This window comes from Paenibacillus sp. FSL H8-0079, assembly GCF_037991315.1.
Lineage (GTDB): Bacteria > Bacillota > Bacilli > Paenibacillales > Paenibacillaceae > Paenibacillus.
Window position 1 is genome coordinate 166,377 of the sequence record NZ_CP150300.1, and the last position, 26,555, is coordinate 192,931.

General features: G+C 45.7%; 21 protein-coding genes and 1 tRNA gene. 19 read left to right on the plus strand and 3 right to left on the minus strand.

The genetic code is table 11. The features are described from left to right. Nucleotides 1–239 precede the first annotated feature (239 nt). The 7 genes from MHI06_RS00825 to MHI06_RS00855 all read left to right on the plus strand — a co-directional run bounded on the left by MHI06_RS00825 (nucleotide 240) and on the right by MHI06_RS00855 (nucleotide 10,739). A complete protein-coding gene (locus tag MHI06_RS00825) occupies nucleotides 240–1,187 on the plus strand; it encodes a ribose-phosphate pyrophosphokinase (RefSeq protein WP_036616184.1) in 948 nt (315 codons plus the stop codon). Between the two features lie 251 nt (nucleotides 1,188–1,438). Then, nucleotides 1,439–3,700 carry a helix-turn-helix domain-containing protein gene (locus MHI06_RS00830; protein ID WP_340400101.1) on the plus strand — a complete coding sequence of 754 codons (2,262 nt, stop codon included), beginning with the start codon at nucleotides 1,439–1,441 and terminating at the stop codon, nucleotides 3,698–3,700. A 447-nt stretch (nucleotides 3,701–4,147) separates the two neighbouring features. Beyond that, nucleotides 4,148–5,737: an extracellular solute-binding protein gene (locus MHI06_RS00835; RefSeq protein ID WP_340400102.1), complete on the plus strand. Its 1,590-nt coding sequence runs from the start codon at nucleotides 4,148–4,150 to the stop codon at nucleotides 5,735–5,737. A 142-nt stretch (nucleotides 5,738–5,879) separates the two neighbouring features. Next, nucleotides 5,880–6,779, plus strand: coding sequence for an ABC transporter permease subunit (locus MHI06_RS00840; RefSeq protein ID WP_062837760.1), 900 nt, complete (start codon nucleotides 5,880–5,882; stop codon nucleotides 6,777–6,779). 70 nt (nucleotides 6,780–6,849) lie between these two features. Next, the gene (locus MHI06_RS00845) at nucleotides 6,850–7,722 is read left to right on the plus strand and encodes a carbohydrate ABC transporter permease (protein WP_169482102.1); all 873 of its coding nucleotides are present in this window, start codon (nucleotides 6,850–6,852) and stop codon (nucleotides 7,720–7,722) included. Between the two features lie 50 nt (nucleotides 7,723–7,772). Continuing rightward, nucleotides 7,773–8,723, plus strand: a complete 951-nt coding sequence (locus MHI06_RS00850) for a TIM barrel protein (protein WP_340400103.1) — start codon at nucleotides 7,773–7,775, stop codon at nucleotides 8,721–8,723. Nucleotides 8,724–8,987: 264 nt separating this feature from the next. After that, nucleotides 8,988–10,739: a hypothetical protein gene (locus MHI06_RS00855; RefSeq protein ID WP_340400104.1), complete on the plus strand. Its 1,752-nt coding sequence runs from the start codon at nucleotides 8,988–8,990 to the stop codon at nucleotides 10,737–10,739. 96 nt (nucleotides 10,740–10,835) lie between these two features. Here MHI06_RS00855 and MHI06_RS00860 read toward each other — a convergent pair whose 3' ends face one another. Beyond that, complete coding sequence (locus tag MHI06_RS00860; protein ID WP_340400105.1) at nucleotides 10,836–11,288, minus strand: hypothetical protein; 453 nt, start codon at nucleotides 11,286–11,288, stop codon at nucleotides 10,836–10,838. Between the two features lie 331 nt (nucleotides 11,289–11,619). Here MHI06_RS00860 and MHI06_RS00865 point away from each other — a divergent pair, with 331 nt between their 5' ends. The 10 genes from MHI06_RS00865 (at nucleotide 11,620) to MHI06_RS00910 (ending at nucleotide 22,891) form a co-directional block, all read left to right on the plus strand. Further along, nucleotides 11,620–13,353 (plus strand): tetratricopeptide repeat protein, encoded by a 1,734-nt coding sequence (locus MHI06_RS00865; protein ID WP_340400106.1) that lies wholly within the window; start codon nucleotides 11,620–11,622, stop codon nucleotides 13,351–13,353. Between the two features lie 173 nt (nucleotides 13,354–13,526). Beyond that, nucleotides 13,527–14,486 (plus strand): thioredoxin-disulfide reductase, encoded by a 960-nt coding sequence (gene trxB, locus MHI06_RS00870; RefSeq protein WP_340400107.1) that lies wholly within the window; start codon nucleotides 13,527–13,529, stop codon nucleotides 14,484–14,486. A gap of 162 nt (nucleotides 14,487–14,648) precedes the next feature. Next, nucleotides 14,649–15,680, plus strand: coding sequence for an AI-2E family transporter (locus MHI06_RS00875; protein ID WP_076333536.1), 1,032 nt, complete (start codon nucleotides 14,649–14,651; stop codon nucleotides 15,678–15,680). A 443-nt stretch (nucleotides 15,681–16,123) separates the two neighbouring features. Then, the gene (locus MHI06_RS00880) at nucleotides 16,124–17,074 is read left to right on the plus strand and encodes an ROK family glucokinase (protein ID WP_169482108.1); all 951 of its coding nucleotides are present in this window, start codon (nucleotides 16,124–16,126) and stop codon (nucleotides 17,072–17,074) included. 51 nt (nucleotides 17,075–17,125) lie between these two features. Beyond that, a complete protein-coding gene (gene rapZ / locus MHI06_RS00885; protein WP_340400108.1) occupies nucleotides 17,126–18,025 on the plus strand; it encodes an RNase adapter RapZ in 900 nt (299 codons plus the stop codon). Between the two features lie 13 nt (nucleotides 18,026–18,038). Then, entirely contained in the window at nucleotides 18,039–19,025 is a 987-nt protein-coding gene (locus MHI06_RS00890) for a YvcK family protein (protein WP_017691250.1), read from the plus strand. 6 nt (nucleotides 19,026–19,031) lie between these two features. Next, entirely contained in the window at nucleotides 19,032–19,970 is a 939-nt protein-coding gene (gene whiA, locus MHI06_RS00895; RefSeq protein ID WP_036616210.1) for a DNA-binding protein WhiA, read from the plus strand. A gap of 257 nt (nucleotides 19,971–20,227) precedes the next feature. Then, nucleotides 20,228–20,497: an HPr family phosphocarrier protein gene (locus tag MHI06_RS00900; RefSeq protein ID WP_017691248.1), complete on the plus strand. Its 270-nt coding sequence runs from the start codon at nucleotides 20,228–20,230 to the stop codon at nucleotides 20,495–20,497. 157 nt (nucleotides 20,498–20,654) lie between these two features. Next, complete coding sequence (locus MHI06_RS00905) at nucleotides 20,655–21,407, plus strand: SIMPL domain-containing protein (protein WP_340400109.1); 753 nt, start codon at nucleotides 20,655–20,657, stop codon at nucleotides 21,405–21,407. A gap of 386 nt (nucleotides 21,408–21,793) precedes the next feature. Next, nucleotides 21,794–22,891 (plus strand): DUF4163 domain-containing protein, encoded by a 1,098-nt coding sequence (locus MHI06_RS00910; protein ID WP_340400110.1) that lies wholly within the window; start codon nucleotides 21,794–21,796, stop codon nucleotides 22,889–22,891. 170 nt (nucleotides 22,892–23,061) lie between these two features. Here the strand turns inward: MHI06_RS00910 and clpP are convergent, their stop codons facing one another. Continuing rightward, nucleotides 23,062–23,658 carry an ATP-dependent Clp endopeptidase proteolytic subunit ClpP gene (clpP, locus tag MHI06_RS00915; RefSeq protein ID WP_169482112.1) on the minus strand — a complete coding sequence of 199 codons (597 nt, stop codon included), beginning with the start codon at nucleotides 23,656–23,658 and terminating at the stop codon, nucleotides 23,062–23,064. A 178-nt stretch (nucleotides 23,659–23,836) separates the two neighbouring features. Beyond that, nucleotides 23,837–23,911, minus strand: a tRNA-Arg gene (locus tag MHI06_RS00920). Between the two features lie 427 nt (nucleotides 23,912–24,338). Between MHI06_RS00920 and MHI06_RS00925 the strand changes: the two genes are divergently transcribed. Both MHI06_RS00925 and gap read left to right on the plus strand, forming a co-directional pair. Further along, the gene (locus tag MHI06_RS00925) at nucleotides 24,339–25,364 is read left to right on the plus strand and encodes a sugar-binding domain-containing protein (RefSeq protein WP_169482113.1); all 1,026 of its coding nucleotides are present in this window, start codon (nucleotides 24,339–24,341) and stop codon (nucleotides 25,362–25,364) included. A 108-nt stretch (nucleotides 25,365–25,472) separates the two neighbouring features. Next, the gene (gap, locus tag MHI06_RS00930; RefSeq protein ID WP_017691243.1) at nucleotides 25,473–26,480 is read left to right on the plus strand and encodes a type I glyceraldehyde-3-phosphate dehydrogenase; all 1,008 of its coding nucleotides are present in this window, start codon (nucleotides 25,473–25,475) and stop codon (nucleotides 26,478–26,480) included. Nucleotides 26,481–26,555: the final 75 nt, after the last annotated feature.

A 26,555-nucleotide genomic window follows, 5' to 3' on the forward strand; every position in this document is an offset into this window, starting at 1 on the left:
GATTACGTAGGATGCCTAATGGCATCATCAGCATCGAAGCTGGAATTCAGCCGAAATGGGTGGATGCTTACGAAGTATGTTTCCTCTGGAAACATTGTAGTTGCTCACGTAGTTTTGCCTACGCTCCGCTACTCCATTTCTAGCTTTATCCCATCTTCTCGGTACTGAAAACCGGTCTTTTTGAACACTCACTTTTAAATAAGGGATTATATAGGGATTTCAACCCTCGGGAGGGCATTATGCAGCATTCGTTACGTATTTTTTCCGGTTCATCGAACCCTAAGCTGGCAGAACAAGTATGTGACAAGCTGGGAGTACAACTGGGCAAGATCAAGCTGTCCCGGTTCAAGAGCGGAGAAATTTACGTTCATTATGAAGAAACGATCCGTAATTGTGATGTGTTTCTGGTACAGTCGTTGTCTCATCCGATCAATGAGCTGTTTGTTGAGTTGCTTGTGATGATTGATGCCGCCAAGAGGGCTTCAGCGCGCACTGTGAACATCATTGTTCCGTATTACGGCTATGCTCGTCAAGAGCGTAAATCCGCTCCTCGGGAGCCGATCTCGGCCAAGATGGTAGCAGATGTATTAACGACAGCTGGCGCCAATCGGGTCGTAACGATCGATCTGCATGCAGCGGCCATACAGGGATTCTTCAACATTCCGGTTGACCATATGACATCGCTGGATCTGATTAGTGACTATCTGTTAAGCAAAGGCATTGAGAACCCTGTCGTGGTCTCCCCGGATGCGGGACGAGCATCGATGGCAGAGAAGCTGGCGAATCGTCTGGATTCTCCATTTGCCATTATGATCAAGAAACGTCCAAGCCATAATGAGTCGGTGATTACCCATGTCATTGGTGATGTAGAGGGCCGGACACCCATTATTATTGAGGATCTGATCGACACCGGAACAACGATTCTGAATGTCGTGGAAGGCTTGAAGGAACGTGGGTCCAAAAATGTATATGTGTGTGCAACACACGGATTGTTCTCGGATGGGGCAGTGAGTAAATTGAATCACCCGTCTATTGAAGAGGTGGTGGTTACGGACTCGATCGCACTGCCCGATGACCATCCTGAATGCTTCAAAGTGTTACCTGTTGCGCCCATGCTGGCCCGCGCCGTACGCATTATTGTGGATGGTGGCTCCATGGCCACATTGTTTAAGGATTCCGGAATTTAGAGCATCGAGGATTTAACGGTACTGCCAGATTAACTGATCCGTGTCTGAGTTGATATCTGCTCAGCACGGTTTTTTGCTTTTGACTCTGTGAATTCAATTCTTGCTTTGCTGCTCGGAGGCTTGTGCTATAATAACATAAAATCAGTTATGATAGCGTTATCATATAGTATTCAGCCCTGAGGTGAGATGGATGCTGAACAGTAGAACCACGGCTGAGAACATTGGCATCGTGGAGTGAGGAGTGGGGTCTATTGTCTCGTAATTGGTACTACCGGTTACTGTTCTCGTATTTCCCGATTTTTTTTCTTACGGTGACCATACTCATTTTCATCGCGTTTGTCTTCATTAATGACATCTCCAAGGAGGAAACGAAAAAAGCAGACCGGATCTCCTCCAGTTATATGTTAGACACGGTGGATCGTACAATCAGAGATATTGAACTATCTATCCTTGAAACGGCACAGAGTCAGCAGGCCTACAAACTCTATTTTAATAACACAAACCAGACCAGCTCAGACACGGTATATGCGATTGCGCAGAGTTTACGTGAGCTAACCAATTCGTCCTCATGGATTCAATCCATCTATCTGTATGACAAGCGAAATAAACATGTACTGACCGTAAGTGGTTCCAGAGAAGTGGAAAGTTTCTCGGATAAGGCATGGATCGATAAGATGGTTACCGGGTCTATCAGTTCGGGCTGGCAGCCGGTCCGGGAATTCGATGCGGACTCTGGTCAGCGTACCCCGATTCGTGTATTAACCGTGAACAAGGATATGCCTTTGCCTTTTGGCTCTCAGGGTACATTGGTCATTAATATCAAGATGAGCAGCATTGAACAGAGCGTAGACAGTATGGTTAATGGTCAGCTCTCGTTCCTGACAATTACGGATCGGGACGGTAAGGTTGTGTACAATGCACACTCGGACCAAGAAGGCTCGATAGACGGTCAGGAACTGAATACGCTACCGCTAGAAAGACTGGGCTGGACAATATCCAGTGGAATTAAAGCCGGCAACTTATTTGGCTGGGTATCTGTCGTGTCTTATGTATGGGTAATCATTGCGATTGTGACTGTCATCTGTGCGATTGTTTATATCGTATACATTACTCGCCGTAACTATAAACCTATTCAGATCATCATGAACCGGATTGAGTCACATCAGATTCGGGCGTTTGAACACACGGGTGCTCGCACGGATGAGATGAAGATGATTGATGGTGTGCTTGAGAATCTGATTAATCATATGATGGATTATGACAAGAAAAGCAGGGAAAATGTACTCATGCAGCGCAGCAAGTTGTTCAATGCCCTGTTGCATGGGGAACATATCGAAAATACTGCAGAGCAATTAAAAGAGCTTTCTCCACTGAATGATGTGCATGATTCGTCGCGCTTTGTCGTTGTTGTTGGAGAGATTAACCGTTATGAGAAGGGTTTTCAGGAGAGGTACACGAGAGGTGAACAAAATACGCTGAAGTTTGCCTTGATGAACGTTTTGCAAGAGCTGTCACGTAATACTGGAGTACAATGCTGGACGGAATGGATTAGTGTAGATCGAATTGCGATCCTTTTTGTGTTTAAAGAACAGAGTGATAACAACTTGGACATGTCTGGGCAGATTCGTATTTTAGCTGAGGAATGCAAATCCTGGGTAGAACAAAATCTACGCATTTCCTTAAGTTTTGCTATTGGACCTATCGCTCAGGGAATCGGTACAATACGAGACTCCTATGCGGCCGCAGAAGGAGTAATGCATCGCAAACTGTTGATGAATGGAGATGTCGGCCAAGCCGACTGCGGCGAACCACAGCATCCTTTGCTGGATACCTATACTTATCTACAGATGATTGCGGACTTTGTGAAGCGGTTCCGGATGTCGAGTGGACAGTGGCGGGAACAGCTGGAGGAGATCTTTACAGCATTTGAAAAGAACAAACTGCCAGATGACGAGATTCGTTCTCTGATTCAAGCCATGTTACAGATGCTCAGCCGAGAAGTGGCTATGATGTCGGAAGGGCTTCAGGAAGAGCTGTCCGAAGAAAACATCAACAGATGGTTGAGTGCTGTGGAAGAGGCAGAGACGCTTACGGATGTGAAAAATCTTTTGTTCGATGGTCTGACAGACTTGTTTAGAACATACGTGGCGGTAACGGAAACCAAGAGTTACAAAGCAATGGTCAACGAAATGAAAAATTATATTGAAGAACAGTTTGCGAATCCCGATCTTTCATTGCAACATCTGAGCGACCGATTCCAGATTACGGGCAAACATGCGAGTTATTTGTTCAAGACAGAATTCAACATGAAGTTTGTTGATTTTGTTACAGAGCTTCGAATGAAGGAGACAGAGCAGCTTCTGCTCAATACTGATTACTCTTTGCAGGATATTGCCCTGAAGGTTGGGTATGCAAATGGAATTACGTTGGGACGTGTATTTAAACGGGTAACGGGCATTACACCAGGAGATTATCGTCGTTTGAAACGTGAACATCGAGAACCCGAAGAGTAACGCAAAAGTGATCATATTCTGAGATCTGTACATCAGGATAGCACAGGGTGAATTTCATGCAGTCACTTTCCACCAGGAGAGCAGGCTTGCAGAGGTTCGCCCTGTTTTCGTTGAACAGTTCTCTGCTGCCTGAGATCGAGGCAACTGTTTTCGCAGGATAGCAAGCTGGTATTCCTGTTTTTTCCCCGTTTACGAAAATAGGCAGTGTGTGAAAATGGTTTATCCGAATGGGGACAGGAAGTTCCGAGTCGTGAGGCGTTGAGAGCCATCACAGCCTAGGGCAGTGCAACTTTGGGAAAATAATCAGTCTGCGAAAAGGGGCTTAACACATAAACTAAATTCCTTTTGTAAGCGCTTCCGAAATTGGTTTATTGCTAGAGTTCGGAAAGATGTGGAATACTCGGAGCAAGCCTTAAACATTCACGCAAAGTAAAAGGGGATGACAAAATGATTGGAAAAGCAACCAAGGGGAGTAAGAAGAAATGGATGGGTCTGGCACTTACGTTAGTAATGGGAGTGTCCTTACTTGCGGGGTGCTCGTCTGCATCAGAAAAAGAATCAGCAGAAGGCGGGGCAACAACTAAAGGTGAGCGTGTTACTTTGAAAGTGGAGGTTTTCGATCGTGGTAACAGTCCTTCTCCACATACGATCACGAACAACTACTTAACTAAATTTGTTCAAGAGAAATTCGGCGATCCGAATAACATTGATGTGCAATTCGTACCTGTTCAACGTTCAGAAGAAACAACCAAGCTCAACGTGTTAATGGCCAGCGCTAGCGACGTTCCGGACATTGTATTTGTATATGACTCAAGTGTGTTCTACCGCTATGCCCAGCAGGGGGGACTTACTGACGTAGGTGAGCTTATTAATGAACATGCACCTAATCTAAAAGAATATCTGGGTGAAGACTTGTTGAAATTTGGTCAGCTTGAAGGTCAGCAATTCGCTATTCCGGGTAAACGTGCCATTACGGCTCGTTACAACTCATATATCCGCCAGGATTGGCTAGATAAAGTCGGCATGAATGCTCCAACAACAACGGATGAGCTTTACGCAACACTGAAAGCATTCAAAGAGAAAGATCCGGGCAATCTGGGCAGCAAAAACATCCCAATGGGTATGGCACTTGCTCCAGCGCAGTACGAAACATTGATTTACTCCTTTATTAAACCCGTACAAGATGGGCTTACGTACAGTCAGCGATACGAGCTACCATTGCATGATGGCTTCAAAGATGCGATGCAGTTCCTTAACAAGCTTTACAATGAAGGTCTGATCAGCAAAGACTTCAGTCTTGATGAAGAAAAAACGCAATTGGTCAAAGACTTCCAGAACGGTAATATTGGCTACATGTCTGAGGACGTAGGTCAGATTCTATATGCAGATGGTATGCTTGATAATTTGTACAAAAATGTACCGGATAGCAAAGTTGTAGCAGTTGACGCTTACACCAACCTGAATGTGGACAACAAACACATCAAATCACGTTATGGCAGCAACGGTATGTACATCATGATTCCAAAAAGCAGCAAACGTTCGGTTGAAGCAGTGAAATACCTAGACTGGATGGCTTCTGGAACGAACTTGCTGGAGATGAACACCGGTGTCGAAGGTGAAAATTACGATATGGTTGATGGTGTTCCAGTTGTTAAAGATGATGCACCACAGGATGTCAAAGATCGTCTCTACAACGGTGGTGATATGGCCATTATTGCCAACGGTAAAGTAGTTGGAGATCAGGCAGCCAATGAAGCCGCATGGATTGCAGGCTTCCCAGAACGTAACCATGAGCTGATGAGACAGTCTATTGATATCGCTAATACGGATACGATCGGCCCGGTTATCTTCAGCAAACCAATCGAAGCAGAATCTAAATATGGTACAGCGCTAAATGATAAGTTAAAAGTGCTTATCGTAAAAACAGCCATGGCTAAGCCGGCTGAATTCGATGCGGTATATGAAAAGGAAATAGCTGATTTCATGTCATTGGGTGGTACAGAACTGAAGAAAGAGCTTGAAGAAGCACTTCAGTAACTTGCTACAAAGTAAATAAACGTTACATTTCTCACCTCATGATTTGAAGACAGATGTTCGTTTAATCGCATAACTTTGAAGGGACGTGTGCCGCCGGACTTAAGCGGCACAGCCGTTTCTTTGTTGATAGGAGGAAACCGACTTGACCATCACATACTTGAAAAGGTATTGGCAATTGTACGCACTGATTTCCCTGCCACTCATCTACTTTTTGATCTTTCGTTACGGACCAATGTACGGTGTACAGATTGCCTTTAAGGACTTTAACCTGTTTCAGGGAATCAACGGCAGTGAGTGGATCGGTTTCGATGCTTTTCGCGAGGTATTTGGAATGCGGGACTTCTACACCACATTGCGAAACACCTTCATGCTAAATTTCCTCGACCTGCTTGTTTCGTTCCCTGCTCCAATTATATTGGCCATCATGCTCTATGAAGTTCGATTCAAATGGTTCAAAAAAATATCGCAAACGATTCTGTACATTCCTCACTTTATCTCCTGGGTTATCATCGGGGGAATTGTATACCAATTGTTCGGTAATCAATCCGGTATGGTTAACGGTGTGTTGGAGAGTATGGGCTTGAATTCAATACCATTTTTGACAGAGAAAAATCCATGGCTTGTGACATACCTGTTCACAGGTGTCTGGCAGAGTGCAGGATGGGGAACCATTCTTTATTTGGCGGCATTAACCGGTGTGAACAAGGAATTGTTTGAGGCTGCCGAGATTGATGGAGCTTCAAGGCTGAAGAGAATCTGGCATATTACATTGCCAAGTATTAAACCAACTATTGTGACCTTGCTCATTCTTAATCTCGGACATATGGTCAGCATCGGTTTTGATCGGCCTTATATTATCGGTAACACAGCCGTACGTGAATATTCAGATGTACTTAGTACCTTTGTTTACAGGGTCGGCCTTGAATCAGGACAATACACACTTGCAACTGTCGTAGGACTATTCCAGGCCGTTGTGGGACTAATCTTTGTACTCGGTTCTAACTATATTTCGAAGAAAGCAACCGGCGAAGGCATTTTATAAGTTGTCAAAGCATGAAAGATACGCCAATCGGCTTGTATGTATAGACCATCAGTAAAGGAGTTGTGCGCATATGAGTGAACGCACCTCAAATCGGATTTTTGATATCGTTAATATCTCCTTTATCAGTTTGTTTGTTATATTCTGTCTGGCTCCATTTTTGCATACCATTGCGATATCTCTAAGCTCTAACCGCGCGATTACTTCGGGAGAAGTGACCATATTTCCTAAAGAATTTAACTGGGATGCGTATATCCAGGTATTCTCTGATCAATCCATGCTCTACTCACTGGGCTTTACGACTGTTCTGACAGTGGCAACCACAGTGTTGTGCATGTTATTCACACTTGCTGCTGCATATCCGCTAACCAAGAAAAAAATGAAAGGGCGCAAGCTCTTCATGTATGTCATCATCATTACGATGTTCTTCAGTGGCGGGATGATTCCAGAATACTTGCTCATTCGTGATCTCAATATGCTTAACTCAGTCTGGGCACTGATCTTACCGGGACTGGTGAGTCCATTTAACCTGATTATCCTGATTTCCTTCTTCAGAGGCATTCCTGAAAGTCTGGAAGAATCAGCAGAAATTGACGGCAGTTCACATGTGCACACGCTATTCAAAATCATACTTCCATTATCCATGCCTGTAATTGCGACATTAGCGCTTTTCTATGCGGTTGGCCGCTGGAATGGATTCCAGGATTCACTGTTGTATATTAATGATCCGAAGTTGTATCCACTACAACTGAAGCTCTTCCAAATGGTTCAAAACAACATGGTAAGCGAACTTACATTGATGGAAGGTGCTAACCGCACACCACTAACTCCGGAAAGTCTCAAAGCAGCTACAGTTGTATTCGCAACGGTACCCATTCTGCTTGTCTATCCGTGGCTGCAAAAGTATTTTGTCAGCGGTGCCATGCTTGGCGCGGTAAAAGGTTGATATAAAACTGCTGGGCAAGCTCTAGCTGTTGGGGAGGAGAAGGAAATCAGATGCAGCAAAAAGATAAAGGTATATATTCATTTTCGACGTGCTGGAATATCCGAAAACATGATGTCGGGGAAGACATGATACGGGAGATTGCGGATCTCGGCTTTCGCCGAGTGGAGCTCAACTATAATGTCACGAAGGAAATGCTCAAGACGATTGAGCCCATGATTGAACGCGGAGACATCGGCGTCTCCAGTGTTCATAACACGTTTCCACATGACCCTGACCCCGATTATGGTACGGATTCCATCTTGCTTGGCTTCGAAGATGAAGTGAAACGTAAGCGGGCGATCGAGTTGCTGGTAGAGTCGGCTGAATATGCCCAGCGTTATGGTGGAGAAGCTGTTGTTGTACATCCCGGAGAGGTGCCTTTTCCTCAGGATATCAGCAAAGATCTTGGAAAGCTCTATAACGAGGAAGGTCCAGATTCACCGAAGTATCGCAGCAAATGGGCGGAACTGATGGAGCGGCGAGAGGCACTCAGTTCTGGCTATGTGGAGAAAATTATCGCCAGTCTGGATGAGGTGTGTAATCGAGCGGCAGCTAAAGGTCTGAATGTTCGTTTTGGAATCGAGACGAGATCCAGACCACAACAGATTCCTACCCTTGCCGAGGCCAAGACCATCATCACGGCCCTCAAAGGAGCCCCGGTTGGTATCTGGTACGATACGGGTCATGCCATCATGATGGACCGAATGGGTCTCTATGATAGTGTGGGAGAAATGCAGGGGCTGATGGATGATATCGTGGGTGTTCATATCCATGAGACACTGGGTCTCTCTGATCATTGGTGCCCTTATGTACACAGTAAGGACATGAATTTCTATGACGCCTACCTGCCGATGATACGCCGGGCACAGGTGAAGGTGTATGAGTTGAAGTCTGCCTGTAAGCCAGAAGAGATCCACGAGAGTCATGACTTGCTTATGAAGAAGCTTGGAGTGGCAGAGTAGCAGAATGGAGTCGTGACATTAGGAACAGTTTGCGTGTTCAAAGCGTGCGTTGAATGGCTGTTTCCCTGGTGATGAAGACCACACAAAAATGTGGTGAAACAAGAACGGTTTTTCTAGCGACTTTTGTCGGTATATGGTATATACTGACGAGAAAAAATGAACTCACCTAAGGGCGGTATGAGTAAGCTTCCAGTCTAAACTCAAGGGGCTGAAGCAACATACTTCGCACATCGGGAGAATGCATTGGTATGGAGGGGACTGCACATGTACAAACAACTGGTAGACAGTAATGACAGAGCGGTAGAAAGAGGCATATCCCGGCAGATGCTTGACCCGGAAAGCCGTTACTATGGAGGAACAATCGATCCCTTCACAGGTGTTGCCTGGGTAAACCACACGACTGGAACGCCCACGGATATGTGTTACTGGGGAGCTGCGATCTCTCATCCCGATTCTATCTATTACCGGGATGAGGCGTTGTTAAATCGACTGCTGTTAGCTACGGAATATGTACTTCGCTTCCAGCATGAAGATGGTTCAATATCGCCTGGCTGGACCAATTACCATTCCCCTCCCGATACCGCATTTGTCGTAGTAGGGTATTCACAGTTGTATCAGCTTCTTCAGCAGCAGGAATGGGAGCCACTGCAACCTGTACTGAACAATATGAGGCTGTTTCTGGAACGTACAATCCCAACTATGCTTACGGGAGGCTGTCATACGCCTAATCATCGCTGGGTGCTATGCGCGGCGCTCGGTTTCTTGCATGAGCTATTTGATCTGGAGGAAGCTGTGCAGCGCGCAGAGCAGTGGATGGATGAAGGGATGGATATCACACCCGATGGGGAGTGGACAGAACGGAGCAATGGGATATATAGCGCAGTTAGCGACATCATGTTAATTCATGCCGCGCGTCTGCTCAATCGTCCTGAACTGCTGGAACCGGTGAGGCTTAATCTCCGCATGATGGTGTACCTTGTGCATCCTACCGGTGAAATTGTTACGGATTATTCAGGTCGACAGGATCTGGGCAGTGTTCATGATCTGTCACCTTATTATCTGCCTTATGCCATTTTGGCCCGGCTCGACGGTGATCCACTCTTTGCAGGCATGGCAGCGTGGGCGGGAGATACATTAACAGATCCGGGAGTATGCTCAGTGAATACGCTCATTCGTTTGATGCTTGAGCCTGAGCTTCAGCAGGCGGTTGAGGCGCGTGATGCATTACCGGAACAGTATGAGGTCATGCTGAATGAGCATTTTGTACGCGACGAATATCTGGAGCAGATGGACGCAGTAGGGCATCACGGACGTATCTCACACAGTCGGATGCATACGGACTTTGGTGCTCCCGTAGCCCGAATTCGGGATGGTGCTACTAGCGTGACGGTGATGACAGAGGTTCCTTCCTTCTTCGCTCTTCGTCATGGCAAGGTGCGTCTGCTGGCGGTACAACTGGCCTCTTACTTTAATCCAGGGTATATACCTATGCAGCAAATGACGAGGCTTTCCGAGGGATATCAACTGACTGGTGAGCAGAAAAAAGGCTATTACAGCCCAGTTCCTGCGAATCTACTGCCGGAATCGGCCGCATCGGCTATCAGTCCATGGTACTTGTTACCTCATCAGAGCCGTCAGCTCACTCATGAGCAGACCTTCCGTGTAGGGGCAGAAGTGCGACCAACGGAAAACGGATGGACCATGCATCTGTCAGGGCAGGAACCGGAAGACATTATGATGCAGCTGTCCTTTGTATTCGGAAGCGAAGGGGAGCTAACCTGCGAGGACGCGATTGAAACGAATGAAGGCCACTACTTGTGGAAAGGCGGTACAGTGCGCTATACCTGCGGAGATGACTGGCTGGAGATCACCGGGGGCGAACTGGGGCATCTGGCAGCATCGGTGCGGGAGGCGAAACTGCCCGATAAGTGCAAGGTTGTGCTGGTCAATTTCATGACGCCATTTGATAAAACCATTCAAATTTCACTTTCTCCTTCGATGGCATTGAAGCTTTAAATCCATGGAGTCTTTATAGGGATTTTGAAATTACGACTGTGCTTTCGTTTTAAGTCATAACTGTAGAAGACCGAGCCAAAAGGCTCGGTCTTCTTATCATTCCAGTTGCTCTAATGCAGTTTCAATTGGTGTAGTTAACAGAGGATTCTCTTTGGTCTTACTCCAGTAAACGATAAGAATATTTGCTTTCTCATATAGGAAAGGAAGCGTTGTAAAATGGGCACCTTCCATGTTCTTATTGAATTCTTTATTCCCCTTTATACGATCCTTTGCAGAATTGAAAATATAAATATGTATAAATTCAGGGTTATCCGGTTCTTCTTCCACGGGGACTCCAGTGGAATACACCTCAGGTATAACATTATTTAATTTCATTGGATATCCGGTTATGCCAAAGGATATTAAATTCAGATTTTGAGATTCAAGCGCTGTTACTACATCATCTAGTGTGAGATTATTTTCTTCATTTTCTATATCTTCTGAACATCCACTCAAGGCAAACAAACATATTAAGATAAATAGAAGTGGTTTTATTTTTGAGATAATCAATATACCCTCTCCTTAAAAATGATAATGATGCTACCTTGTAATATGAAGTGACACCGTAGTTGAAGAATAAATAAATGGCACATGGCTGATTCGTAAACAATGCAATTATGAAAAATATTCAGATGGAGCATCAAATCAAGAGCTACATTTATCTTACCATCTTACCGTAGTCGAAAGAAGCCAGTTGAGCGTCCTTAACCGACAAGGATGGAAGGTCATCTTTATTTGCATTTTTTTCATAAACGACATGAAACTACATATTGAGAAGTGGGCCATAAGATGTGGTATACTGAAGAGTATGAATGAAATGCAAAGAGGAGGTGCCTTGGAGATGAAGGGCAAGCTAGTGCGGGCTGAGGGACACCTTGCCAATATTATACCGATTCACTTGGATGCTTCTTTCTTTTTTGAAAGAGCTGTCCGCTCGCTGGACCGTAATCATGTCGACAAGGCATTAAAATATTTTCGCAAAGCTGTTGAATACGAACCGGAAAATCCGGTGAATCATTGTAATATGGCGGGTATATTATCGGAGAAGGGCGATTACGAAGCGTCCAATGCTATTCTGGCTAACGTGCTGGAAGTGGTAGATCCGTCGATGACGGAATGTTATTTTTACATGGCGAACAATTATGCAAATATGGACCGGTTTGAGGAAGCCGAGCAAGCACTTGTTACCTACTTGGAGGAGGACACCCAGGGTCAGTTCATGACAGAAGCTGAAGAGATGATGGAGCTTCTGTACTATGAGCTGGATCGTCCGGCCAAACTGAATCGAATTAAATCACGTAAAGGTGTAGTGGAGCACGATCAGGCACGGGAACTGTTGGAAGAAGGGAAATTCGCACAGGCTGCTGAGCTGCTCGAAGGCATGTCATCGGATTATCCTGACTACTTGGCTGCCCGTAACAATCTGGCACTTGCCTACTATTATATGGGGCTGTTTCCCAAAGCCAAAGAGACCATTGCCGAAGTGCTTGAACAGGAGCCCGGTAATCTGCATGCACTCTGTAATCTGGCCATTTTCCATCAAAATGAGAACCGGGCTGATCAAGTGCTGCTTCTGATAAAAAAATTGCGTGTTATCGTGCCATTCCAGCACGAACAAGTCTACAAGCTGGCTACAACGATGGGAATTCTGGGTCAACACGATACGGCTTATGTTCACTTCCGTCGTTTGCTTAAGGACGAAGAGACAGCAGCAGATCCGGCACTTGCTCACTATGCAGCAGTGGCAGCTTATAATACAGAGCGTTATGACGCTGCTGAGCGTCTATGGCATCATGTGTCTAAGCTTGATCCGGGTTCCGAAGTATCTCGGTACTATCTGTCAGGTCTTGAGGCTGTACGGCAAGGCGAGCAAGAGCCGGAGAAGCTGAGTTATCACTATCATCTGCCGTTTGACGAGCAGTTCAGACAGTGGGAGAACTATGGTAACGGCATACCTGAAGAAATGAAGAATGATCCACTAATTCGTTCATCGTTCTTCTGGGCTTTGCGACATGGTGATCGGGCAACGAAGCTGCAGGTTATTCATGCGCTTGGAATGATCGGTGATTATGAGGTGCAGCAGGCGCTGCAATCCTTTATTGAGGAACCGGGAGAAGAACAGGATCTGCTTGAGGCAGCACAAGCTGTGCTGGATGGATTGAAATCGGCTGAACAAGAGGAGCAGAATACACAGGTGGTTCGACCCTTTTCTCCTGTAGCTTTGAAGTCCATCGGGAAGGCTCAATCCACATCAGAGCAATCGCAGACTCACTCAACCTCCCATTGGCAGGCTGTTGTTGACCGTGCGCTCCAGATGTCTGAGGCGAAGGCTGAGTTGCAGCAAGAGATGGAACGGCTCTGGACGGATTATGTATCCCGGGTACATCCCGAGGTTCCGGGAACGAAGCAGATTGAAGGCTGGGCTGCGGGACTTGAATATTTGGCTGCCAAGAATCACAGTCGACCTGTTACCTATCAAAGCGTAGCTGAGCGGTATGGGATATCGGCATCAACGGTTAGCAAGTATGCTAAACAGATCCATCGGGTTTGTAACAGCACCCCACCACTTGTATAGAAAGAAAGTTCGCTTCAACTCGTTTTCAGAAAGACATCATAAGGTGAAGGATACAACAACCGGGAAAACGGGTAAACTTAACGAATGGGCCTCGTAAACGCCTGTAGGATATCATCTTGCAAGTTCATCGCTAGTACAACACACTCTCACCTTATTAAGGAGGCTGTATCTATATGTCTAAATACAGAACGATTGTGATCGGAACGGGACCTGCGGGTCTGACAGCAGCGATATATCTGGCTCGTGCTAATCTGAACCCACTGGTTATCGAAGGTCTTCAGCCGGGTGGTCAATTGACGACGACAACGGAAGTTGAGAATTTCCCTGGTTTTCCGCAAGGTATCATGGGTCCAGAACTGATGGACAACATGCGTAAGCAAGCAGAACGTTTTGGAGCCGAATTCAAAAATGGTTGGGTAGAAGAGGTGGATTTCAGCAAACCTCCCTTCAAGGTCAAAGTTGGAGGGATGGGTGAACTGGAAGCTGAATCGATCATCATCTCCACAGGTGCTTCTGCTCGTTATCTGGGTATTCCGGGCGAGCAGGAGAATGTGGGACGTGGTGTAAGTACATGTGCGACATGTGATGGCTTCTTCTTCCGCGGTAAAAAAATCGTGGTCGTGGGCGGTGGTGACTCCGCCATGGAGGAAGCAAGCTTCTTGACTCGTTTTGCAACGGATGTCACATTGGTTCACCGCCGGGATGAGTTGCGTGCATCCAAGATCATGCAAGATCGGGCTCGCAGCAATGAGAAGGTAAAGTGGGCACTGAACCGTACTCCTCTTGAGGTCGTACCTGAAGCGCTGGGTGTCAAAGGGCTGAAGGTGCGTAACAACGAGACGGGGCAGGAAGAGTTACTTGAAGCGGATGGCGTATTCGTTGCCATTGGTCACACACCGAATACCGGATTCCTGGGTAATGCGATCTCACTGGACGAACATGGCTATGTTGTCGTTAAACCGGGAACAACGGAGACCAATATTCCGGGTGTATTTGCCTGTGGTGATGTTCAGGATACGAAGTATCGTCAAGCCATTACGGCAGCCGGATCAGGTTGTATGGCCGCGATGGATTGCGAGAAATTCCTTGAAGGAAGCATTGTGCATGATTGGAGCGAAACGTTGGATAAGTAAGCATGACATGCGTGAGGGTAGTCATATGCTAGGAATAAGAGACAACGGGAAGTCTCATGAAATGAGAGAAGCCGGAAGGCTTCTCTTTTTTTGAAACTACAGTGGGCATGAGTTCGTATACATATGGGGCATATTAGCTGTGAGGTGAAGATTTTGGGGGAAATGATAAAAGATTGGTTACAGAATGCAACAGTGAGACGGTTTTTGATTCTGCTCTTGTTCTGTTTAATTTTGTTCAGTATGGGGAGTATGCTGCACATGATTCTGCTGTTGTTCCTGGTGACGTATGTCATGAACAGGTTACAGCACTTCATTACAGGTGGTTTGAATCGGTTATTTAAGATCAATTATAAAGTCGTGGTCATCCTGCTCTATATGATCGTTATCGCAGTGATTGTGCTGGGTATCTCCAGATATTCACCACGGATCGTGGATCAGGTTGTGCAGCTGACGAACGAGATTATGAAGTTTCTGGACAGTGCAGACGGTGATAATTTTGCTTCCAAGATTGCCGGTTACCTCCAATCCTTCGATATCAAAAACTATACCAATGATGCATTGAAATATATTTTCGCTTTGAGCAAATGGTTGGAGTTTATTCTGCTCGTTATCATTCTGAGTCTGTTCTTCTTGTTGCAGAAGCAGGAGATATCCAAATTCACGTCCAAGTTCAAAACAAGCAAAATCGGCTGGTTTTATACTGAAGTAGCTTACTTGGGCGACAAGTTCGTTTCTTCTTTTGGTAAAGTTATTGAAGCGCAATTGCTGATTGCCGTATTTAATACGGTGCTGACGATGCTGGGGCTCTGGATTCTGGGCTATCCGTATTTGTTCGCGCTGACCATTCTCGTATTTATGTTAAGTTTGGTGCCAGTGGCAGGGGTGATTATCTCTCTGGTGCCGCTCTGTCTGATTGGGTATCAGATGGGTGGACTGAAACTGAGTATTATCGTGATCATCATGATTATTATCATTCATGCATTGGAAACCTACTTCCTGAATCCGAAGCTGATGGCACACAAGACCAAATTGCCGATGTTCTACACCTTTATCGTACTGATTCTGTCGCAACACTTCCTGGGGATCTGGGGACTGATCATTGGTATTCCAATCTTCGTCTTCCTGCTCGATATTCTGGATGTAAACAAGATGGAGAAGACAGAAGAGCCGGTGCGTGTGGAAACGAAGTTATAATGTAAGAAGATTAACTGAGTTCAATCAATTGAACAACTTCAGTTTTTTTGAAAAAGTAAGGGCGCCTTCCATCTGCGGAAGGCGCTTTTGTGTTGACTGTCCTGTCATTCGATAGCTCTCTGCATGAGAATGACTGGTGGTGGGTTGAGTGAGATGGGTCACCACGATGAGGTGACGATGATCATCTTTTATGAATGGAACGAGTGGTGATGCAATATCATGAGTTGAGGCTTCCTCTGTTATAGAGGAAGGAATGAAGCATGCGTTTATAAATGAAGGTAATGAGGATGTATACGTATTCAAAAACGGTGTGTGATGTGGTTCACAACCCCGGCGGAGCAGGAGGTACTAGAGGTCTTCTCGTCTTGACCCAGGCGTATCCTTCAATTATAGTTGGTACGTAGGACTTAAACTATTTTAGATAGATAAAGGTGGCTTGCAGCATGTCTGAGAAAATCTACGTTGGGGTCGATCTCGGCGGAACAGCAATCAAGGTCGGTATATGCGATGAACAAGGTCAGCTAATGCATACGTTTGAAGGACCGACAGAAGTAGATAAGGGCGTAGACACGGTCATCGCCAACATCGAGAAGTATGTCCGACATATCGTAGCCGAATCACCTTACAGTTGGGAACAACTTGAGGGTGTAGGTGCTGGAGTGGCCGGTTTCACGAATGTACGTGAGGGAATTATCGTTCATGCCCCTAACATTGGATTTCGGAATGTAGCCATTCGTTCGATTCTGGAAGAACGTCTGGGCAAGCCAATCAAAATAGATAATGATGCCAATGTTGCTGCACTGGGTGAAGTATGGGCAGGTGCTGGCAAAGGCGTAGACAATTGCGTATGTTATACCCTTGGTACGGGCGTTGGCGGAGGCTTGATCCTGAATGGTAACATCTATCAAGGATTCTCCGGTATGGCGGGAGAGCTGGGTCATATCAGTGTTGTCCCTGATCTGGAAGCCATCAAGTGCGGCTGTGGTAAAATGGGATGTGTTGAGACGGTATCGTCTGCAACAGGTATTATCCGGATGGCAAAAGATGCAGTAGAACGCGGTGATCATACGTCACTGGCACTCGTTGACAAGATTGCAGCCAAAGAAGTATTTGATGCTGCCAAGGCAGGCGATGAAGTGGCACAGCGTATTGTAAACCGTGCGGCCTTCTACTTGGGCAAGTCCATGGCTACTGTAGCAGCTGTCATTAACCCGGAGATGTTCATCATCGGTGGTGGCGTATCCAAAGCGGGCAATTTCCTGTTCGATGAAATACGTACCGTATTTGCTAAGTTGACACCGGAACCGTTGCAAGATGGGGTTCAGATTCTGGAAGCTACCCTTGGTAATAATGCAGGTATTGTGGGTGCAGCAGGTCTTCTCTTGCGTTCCTAGTAACCTCGTAACAATATATGAAGACAGCAATATGATAAGGAGGGGACATTTATGCTTGAAGGTGAAGGCTCACCAGGCACAGGCGCCACGCTCATTATCATTACGGGCATGTCCGGGGCAGGTAAAACCATTGCAGTACAAAGCCTGGAGGATCTGGGTTTCTTCTGTGTGGATAATCTGCCACCGGTATTGATTCCAAAATTTGCGGAACTGATTGAACAGTCAAACGGCAAGATCGGTAAGGTTGCATTGGTTATCGATCTGCGCGGGCGTGAATTCTTTACGGCTCTGTCCGAGTCTTTGAACTATATTAAAGATCATTTTACCATTCATTGCGAAATTTTATTCCTGGATGCTACAGATTCTGTACTTGTTCAGCGTTACAAAGAAAGTAGGCGCAGACATCCATTGGCTCCTGAGGGTATGCCGCTGGACGGCATCAGGCTGGAGCGCAAGATGTTGGAGGAACTCAAAAACTCCGCGACTCAGGTACTGAATACAAGTACAATGAAGCCTGCTCAATTGAAAGAACGCATCATATCCCGCTTTTCTCATCTGGAAAGCCAAATGTTGTCGGTGAATATTACGTCGTTCGGATTCAAGTATGGCATTCCGATCGATGCCGATCTGGTATTTGATGTACGTTTTTTACCGAATCCGCATTATATTGATCATTTGCGTCCAAATACGGGACAGAATAGTGATGTGTATGAATATGTTATGAAATGGACAGAGACACAGGCGTTTCTGACGAAGCTGCTGGATATGCTGCATTTCCTGATTCCGCAATACCGGAAGGAAGGCAAAAGCCAGGTTATTATTGGAATCGGCTGTACCGGAGGCAAGCATCGTTCGGTAGCAATATCGGAATATTTGGGCAAGATGTTGGGAAGCAGCGAGACTGAAGCTGTCACCGTGAGCCATCGCGACGCTGACCGGGACCGTCATTGAAGAGGGTGAAGGGATGAAAGAGGCCGGACCACGAAGAGAACGTCCGAGAATAGTTGTAATGGGCGGCGGAACCGGATTATCCGTGATGTTGCGCGGTTTAAAAGAAAAACCGCTGGATATCACGGCCATCGTCACAGTTGCAGATGATGGTGGAAGTTCAGGCATCCTGCGCAATGAGCTACAAATGCCGCCTCCGGGCGACATTCGCAACGTGCTTACGGCACTGGCTGATGTAGAACCATTGCTTTCAGATATGTTGAAGTACCGTTTCAATACAGGCGCGGGGCTTGCAGGCCACAGCTTGGGGAATTTGATTTTGGCTGCAATGACGGATATTTCGGGCGACTTTGTGACCGCGGTGCGGGAACTTAGCCGCGTGTTTGCCGTTCGAGGTGAGGTATTACCAGCCGCCGGTCAGGCCGTTGTGTTGCATGCCGAGATGGAAGATGGGACAATTATTACAGGTGAGTCCAAGATCCCGGAGGCAGGCGGACGCATCAAACGCGTTTTCCTTGAACCGGATCACGTGGAGCCGTTGCCAGAAGCGGTAGAGGCTATTCGTCAAGCTGACGCCATTCTGATCGGACCAGGCAGCCTTTATACAAGCATCCTTCCTAATCTGCTCGTACCGAAGCTCGCAGAGGCTGTGGTAGAGGCTGATGCGGTGAAGATGTTTATCTGTAATGTCATGACACAGCCGGGAGAAACAGATAACTATACGGTAAGTGACCACCTTAAGGCGGTACACGAGCATATAGGTCATCAGCTCTTCGACTATGTTATCGTAAATAATGGTGATATTCCGCTGCAAGTACAGAATAAGTATGCGGAAAAAGGAGCAAAACCGGTTGTACTGGACATGAATGTACTCGAAAGTGCCGGCTATCAGGTGGTTGCAGATACCCTTGTTCTGTTCAAAACCTATCTGCGTCATGATGCCGACAAGTTAAGTCATCACATCTACCAACTGGTACAAAATTGGATGTTACGGAAGAGGTGAAGTCCCATGTCGTTTGCAGCACAGACCAAAAAAGAATTAACCATGATCGAGAGCGAACCGTGCTGCGAAAAGGCGGAACTTTCAGCCCTCATCCGTATGCTTGGTGCAGTGCAGTTATCGAATAAAAAAGTGATCTTGGATATTTCGACGGAGAATGCTGCGATTGCAAGACGGGCATACTCTCTGCTTAAAAAGCATTTTCAAGTGCATACGGAATTACTGGTCCGCAAAAAAATGCGGCTGAAAAAGAACAATGTATATATTGTTCGTATTCCAACCATGGTACAGGAGATTCTCAATAGTCTTCATATTGTATCTGAGGGCTTTCTGTTTACGCCAGGGATTAGTACGGAGTTGTTTCAGCAAAACTGTTGTAAACGGGCCTATCTTCGCGGTGCATTTCTCGCAGGTGGATCGGTTAATAATCCGGAAGGTTCTTCATACCATCTGGAGATTGCGTCCATGTATGAGGAGCACTGTCAGGCACTGGTCGATCTGGCGAATGAATTTCATCTGAATGCCCGGTGTATAGAACGGAAAAAAGGATTCATCCTATATATCAAGGAAGGCGAGAAAATCATTGAACTGCTTAGCATCATTGGTGCTCATCAGGCCTTGTTCAAGTTTGAAGACGTACGGATTATGCGCGACATGCGTAACTCCGTTAACCGGATTGTCAATTGTGAGACCGCCAACCTGAATAAGACCATCGGAGCGGCGGTAAGGCAAATTGATAATATCCGTTTGTTGCAAAAGGAAGTTGGTCTGGAATCGCTACCTGAGAAGCTTCGCGAAGTGGCGGAAGTTCGGCTCGCTCATCCGGATATCAACTTGAAGGAAGTGGGCGAACTTCTTAAAGGTACAGTCAGCAAGTCGGGAGTGAACCATCGGCTTCGCAAAATTGATGAGCTGGCTGAGAAAGTGCGCACAGAACGTTATGGTTAAGACGGAGTAGGGTAAAGTAACAAGGTCGGCTGTTTCTGTTGAACAAAACGTAGCAGGCAAGCCTGATGTTAAGGAGCCAGAAGAGTCACTCAGGCAGCTTGGTGCCATGTGAAATGGTGATGAAAAGGGGCATGATAATGCCTTCCAAAGCACCCTGAGTTTTTTCTTCTAGTGTCCGGCACAGGTTAATGTTATAATGTTGTATAAATATAATTGTGTATTTAATGTCCAGATTTCATAATAGGGGGTAAGTTTCCATGACAAAGCACCCGGTAGTTGTCCGTTTGAAAACGGGTCTCCATGCCAGACCTGCGGCACTGTTCGTTCAAGAAGCGAATAAGTACTCATCTGAAGTGTTCGTCGAGAAGGACGACAAAAAAGTTAATGCAAAAAGTATCATGGGGATCATGAGCCTTGCGATCAGCACAGGTACGGAAATCCAGATTAGTGCAGAAGGCGCGGATGCCGAACAGGCTGTAAACGCTTTAGTTAGTCTGGTAAGTAAGGAAGAGCTCGAAAACCAATAAGATATGATTCATTTCAATGAAGAAGTCCCGAAAGGGGCTTTTTTGCGTTTTTATTGTTTTCGCCATCGTCAAGTGCAACATTATGGAATTTGTCCCGTCTGTTAAGGTATCAAATGCTTTAAAGTTTGAGATGTTAACACATAAGGGGGCTATCGTGATGGGTAAACAATGGATGAAACCGTTTGGTGCGGTGCTGGTGGCAAGTACGTTGCTTGTTGGAGGAACAGCATGGGTTGCACCAGGTAACTATGCTTACGCTGCAGAGGTTCAGGGCGTACAACAGAATGTGATTAATGTCGTGGGTAAAGGTGAGATTCAGGTGAAACCTGATATTGCTTATCTGTCCATTGGTGTGAACAGCACTGCAGAGACAGCTGCATCTGCCCAAAAAGCGAATGCTGCCAAAGTTCAAAAGGTATCCAATTTGCTAAAAAATACGTGGAAGATCAGTGCAGACGACATTCAAACGAGTCAGTTCTCTGTACAACCCAACTACACGTATAGCGAAAAAGACGGACAACAAATTAAAGGATACACAGCGCATCATACGCTGACGGTCACATATCGTGAGATGGACAAAATCGGCGAGCTGCTCGACGCTGCTTCACAAGCAGGTGCCAACAACATTGAAAACGTGCGCTTTACTGTAGAAAATCCGGAAAGTTATGAGTCCCAAGTGATTGAGAAAGCTGTTGCCAATGCAGATGTGAAAGCTGGAGCTATTGCAAAAGCAGTTAAACGTCAACTGGGTGCTGTTCTTTCCGTGAGCCAAGGCGATGCCAATGTGCCTGTATTCTATGCAAGTGAGGCTTTGATGTCCAAAGCAGCAGATACAGCAGGTGGCACTGAGATTGAAACAGGCCAGGTTAAAGTAAGCACAATCTTGAATATCACGTATGAAATGAAATAAACAAGATTGAATTAGGATTGTAAGCTAGAGTAACCTTTTAAGTGTCATTCGAAAGAGTGCAACGAAATAATGACAAAGACTTTGTCCTCAGGACAGGGTCTTTTTTGTTGCAAAATCAGACTTTGATGAAGTTAGAAGAGAGGGCACCCTTTTGAAGCTGATTGAAATGCTGTCTTTAGGTGTCTTTTTTGTATAGTTGTTCGTGACAAAAAGGTCATATCCCGTTATATTTTCCCTCTGATATTCATCAACATTGTAACTCCAGCTGTAAACCTTTCCGAAATCGGGTTAATTATAATAGAGAGGTGAGCGTATGAGATATGCGATCAGTTCAGGATTACATACGCAATGATCCCTAATTGTAAATTCAGAGAGGAGTTTTATATATGACATCATGGAAAAAATGGACAAGTGCGTTGCTGGCAGCAGGAATTATTGTGGGGAGCGGTGCAGTGTGGCAAGATAGTTCGGTACAAGCGGCTTCTGTATCCTCCAAAGTAACAACCCCGGCTGAGGTGACCCTGAAATCAGGTGGGAAAACACTGACTCAAAAAGGACTTCTACAAGGAGGCTCAACCTGGGTATCGCTTACGGCAGTCAAAGATGTAGCAGGTGGAACCTTGAAATATGATGCGAAAACCAAAGAGTATGCTCTGACAGCAGCGAATAACACGATGACCATCAGCCTTTTGGACGGCCAGCCGAGTGTTCGGATCAACAACTATTATCCTCAAGTGGACGCGAAGCTGATCAACGGCAGATTATATATTCCATTCTCAGCGATGAGAGATTATCTGGGTGTACAGGGGAACTGGGATGGCAAAACCAAAACGTTGACGCTCAGTAAGGTAAAACAAAATAGTGTGAAAGTTAAAGCGGCGACAGTCAAAGTTACTGTGAAAAATGCTGAAGTGGATGTTCAGTACCCGCAAGTGAGTGGACTTGCAAGCAAAGAAGCTGAAGCAGCGATCAACAAAGTGCTGAAGGACGAAGTGGATGCATATGTAGCTGACTTCAAGAAACAGACTTCTGAGTTCGGTGGCGCAACCGCCAACCGCCCGTATGCATTTGAGAGCTCTTATGTGGTGACCTACAATGAAAGTGGCGTACTGGGACTCATTACACAACGATACGAGGATTATGCTGGCGCTCACGGTATGACATTCCGCACGGGCCACACCTTTGCACTGGACACAGGCAAGGAGCTTACTTTAGATGATGTGCTGCAAAATAACAAAACGATGCGCGAGACGTTGGGTAAAAAAGTCGGCGAACAGCTGAAAGCTCGCGGTGGATACCTTGAAGGCTACAAAGGGTTAAATAAAGATCAGGATTTCTATGTGACACCAACGGGTGTGGTCGTGTTCTTCCAGCTGTATGAGTATACGGCGTACGCAGAGGGATTCCCTGAAATGCCATTTACGTATAAAGAGATTCTCCCTAAAGGCACAGAACCTTTTAGTGACGTAACGGGAACGAAATAACGGATCATTATTGTGCACTCATACGTTATTTTTCTTAATAAATAAAAAGAAGAAGCCCCCATCATGTGTTCATGATGGGGGCTTCTTCTCGTATAGACAACACAATGATGTGTTGCTGATTACGTTGGTTGTTGATTATGTTAACGCGTAGACCGTAGTCTACGTCACACTTAGATGCCTTGGGAACCTACGTTTTCGATAACTTTATCAATGATACCGTAATCGGCAGCTTCAGCAGCACTCATGAAGTAGTCACGATCCGTGTCTTTCTCGATCTTCTCCAACGGTTGACCTGAACGCTCAGAGATGATGCGGTTCAAGGTATCACGCATTTTCAGGATGCGGCGAGCACGAATTTCGATGTCGGTAGCTTGACCTTGAGCACCACCAAGTGGTTGGTGAATCATGATTTCACTGTTAGGCAACGCAAAACGTTTCCCTTTCGCACCGGCATTCAGCAAGAATGCACCCATGGAAGCCGCCATACCTACACAGATGGTAGATACATCCGGTTTGATGAATTGCATTGTATCGTAAATGGCCATACCAGCTGTAATGGATCCGCCTGGGCTGTTGATGTATAAGTGAATGTCTTTCTCCGGATCTTCCGCAGCTAGGAACAACATCTGCGCCATGATGGCATTTGCCACAACGTCATTAACGTCGCTACCAAGGAAAATAATACGATCCTTCAGCAATCTGGAATAGATGTCATAGGCGCGCTCACCCCGGTTGCTCTGTTCAACGACCATAGGAATAAAACTCACGTGAAAAACCTCCTCGGAAATGTAAATGTTATTGGTGTTTATACTTAAACTGTTACCGTATTACCCACATAATAAACAATTCCAAACAAAAAGTCAAAGAAAGTCAAACTAACTTGCAAAAAAAAGAAACCTTTCCGGTTTCATTGGTTAAAAGGGTTATGAGCTGTTAAATAAAAAATGGCGCGCCCGCCAAGAATCGAACTTGGATCTCAGGCTTCGGAGGCCTACGTCATATCCATTGGACCACGGGCGCACATTATGTGACAGCAATACTGATTATAGCTCATGGAATATTTAATTGCAAGCAGTTCGTTTTGTATGTTGGTTTGGATTGAGCTAAAAATGATCATGATGAAGAAGAGTGGATAAAGAGTGCATTTAAGTAAATGCTATTAGAGGTTTTGGACATGCCGTATGAAATGTGATTCTGAGCGATATGTAGACGAGAATAATTTGTTTCTTCTATATATGGTATGCGTGAGGCAGTCCTAGATCATGGAAGTCTAGGATTGTGAAAATAGGCGCGTACAAACGCTGAAAGCGTGTCGAAATAACACGTTGAAACACTTGCATGTCACGTCAGTTTTAGGTAGAATAGACGTGGGACTTAAAAAGTTAACCCGGGACGTTTTAGGGCCACGAAAGAGAGCTTGGAACGAGAACTTGCGGGAGTGGAAAGCATGCGAACGATTTTAGAAATACAAAAGCAGCTTCTGCCTGATCTCATGGATATCTTGAAAAAGAGGTATACGATTCTGCAACAGATCATGTTATCGGATGTGATCGGACGGAGAACGTTAGCTAATTCCATGCAGATGACCGAGCGGGTTCTGAGGGCTGAGACCGATCTGTTAAAGGCTCAGGGACTTATTGAAATTGACAGTGCAGGAATGAAGATCAGCGAGGCAGGGTATGATTTGCTGCAGCAGTTAGAGCCCGTTGCTAAAGAGTTGTTCGGATTATCCGAGCTGGAAGAGCGCATCAAGCAAGCCTACGGTCTGCAAAAGGTAGTTGTGGTTCCTGGCGATTCGGATGTTTCTCCATTTGCCAAAAGGGAACTGGGCAGAGCCGGAGCGAAGGCTCTCGGCAATATCATGAGTGACAACGACGTTGTCGCCGTTACTGGCGGATCAACAACGGCCGAAGTCGCAGAGCAACTTAATCCACCAACATCGCTCAAAGGTGTCTGGTTCGTACCGGCACGCGGTGGACTTGGAGAAAGTCTTGAAATTCAGGCGAATACGATCGCATCCACAATGGCAAAACGGGTAGGAGCGCAATACAAACTCCTGCATGTACCGGATTTGCTTAGTGATCATGCCTATGAATCATTAATCCAGGACCCGAGTGTTCAGGAGATTCTGCAGCTGATCAGGCAATCGCGGATTGTTATTCATGGAATTGGTGATGCCGTGGAGATGGCAACGAGACGCAAACTTGCGACGGAGATTGTAGATGAACTCCAGGAGCAAGGGGCCGTATCTGAATCTTTCGGTTATTACTTTAATGATCAGGGTGAGGTGGTACATACCATGCTTACACTGGGAATGCGACTTCAGGATATTGAACGAACCGATGTCGTGATCGGAATTGCAGGTGGCAAAAGTAAAGCTGCTGCCATACACTCCGTGCTGCGATTTGGTCAGGAAGATATTCTGATTATTGATGAGGCAGCTGCCGAAGTCATCGTAGCCGAAATGGAATAAGAATTTACTTTTCATCACAACCATTGTTGTCTTGACGGACTTCACCGTCTGTCTTGAATATATAAGTTTCATAAAAAAAATTAATCAAAACTTGGGAGGAACTTACTCATGATTAAAGTAGGTATTAACGGTTTTGGACGTATTGGACGCTTGGCATTCCGCCGTATTCAAAATGTAGCAGGCATCGAGGTAGTAGCAATCAACGACTTGACTGACGCTAAAATGCTGGCTCATTTGCTCAAATATGATACAACTCAAGGTCGCTTCGATGGCGATGTTGAAGTACACGATGGCTTCTTCAAAGTGAACGGCAAAGAAGTTAAAGTATTGGCTAACCGTAACCCAGAAGAACTTCCTTGGGGCGACCTGGGCGTAGATATCGTTCTGGAATGTACTGGTTTCTTCACAACTAAAGAAGCAGCTGAGAAACACTTGAAAGGCGGAGCTAAGAAAGTTGTTATTTCCGCACCAGCTACTGGCGACATGAAAACCATCGTTTACAATGTAAACCATGAAATCCTCGACGGTACTGAAACTGTAATCTCCGGCGCATCTTGCACAACAAACTGCCTGGCACCTATGGCAAAAACACTGCAAGACAAATTCGGAATCGTTCAAGGTTTGATGACTACAATTCACGCTTACACTGGCGACCAAAACACGTTGGATGCTCCACACCCTAAAGGTGACTTCCGTCGTGCTCGCGCAGCAGCTGAAAACATCATCCCTAACACAACTGGTGCTGCTAAAGCAATCGGTCTGGTAATCCCAGAACTGCAAGGCATCCTTGATGGTGCAGCTCAACGTGTACCAGTAGCTACTGGTTCCCTGACTGAGCTCGTAACTGTTCTGAACAAAAAAGTAACGGCTGAAGAAGTTAATGCAGCTATGCAAGAAGCTTCCGATCCAGAAACTTTCGGATACACAGAAGACGAAATCGTATCTTCCGATATCCAAGGAATCACTTTCGGTTCCCTGTTTGATGCAACTCAAACTAAAGTTCTGACTGTTGGCGACCAACAATTGGTTAAAACTGTAGCTTGGTATGACAATGAAATGTCCTACACTGCACAATTGGTTCGCACTTTGGAGCACTTTGCAAAAATGATTAAGTAATATCTGCAATAACATAGAGCGGAAACAGATGCTATTGTTTCCGCTCTTTATATATCTACATTTTGCAAATTTCTC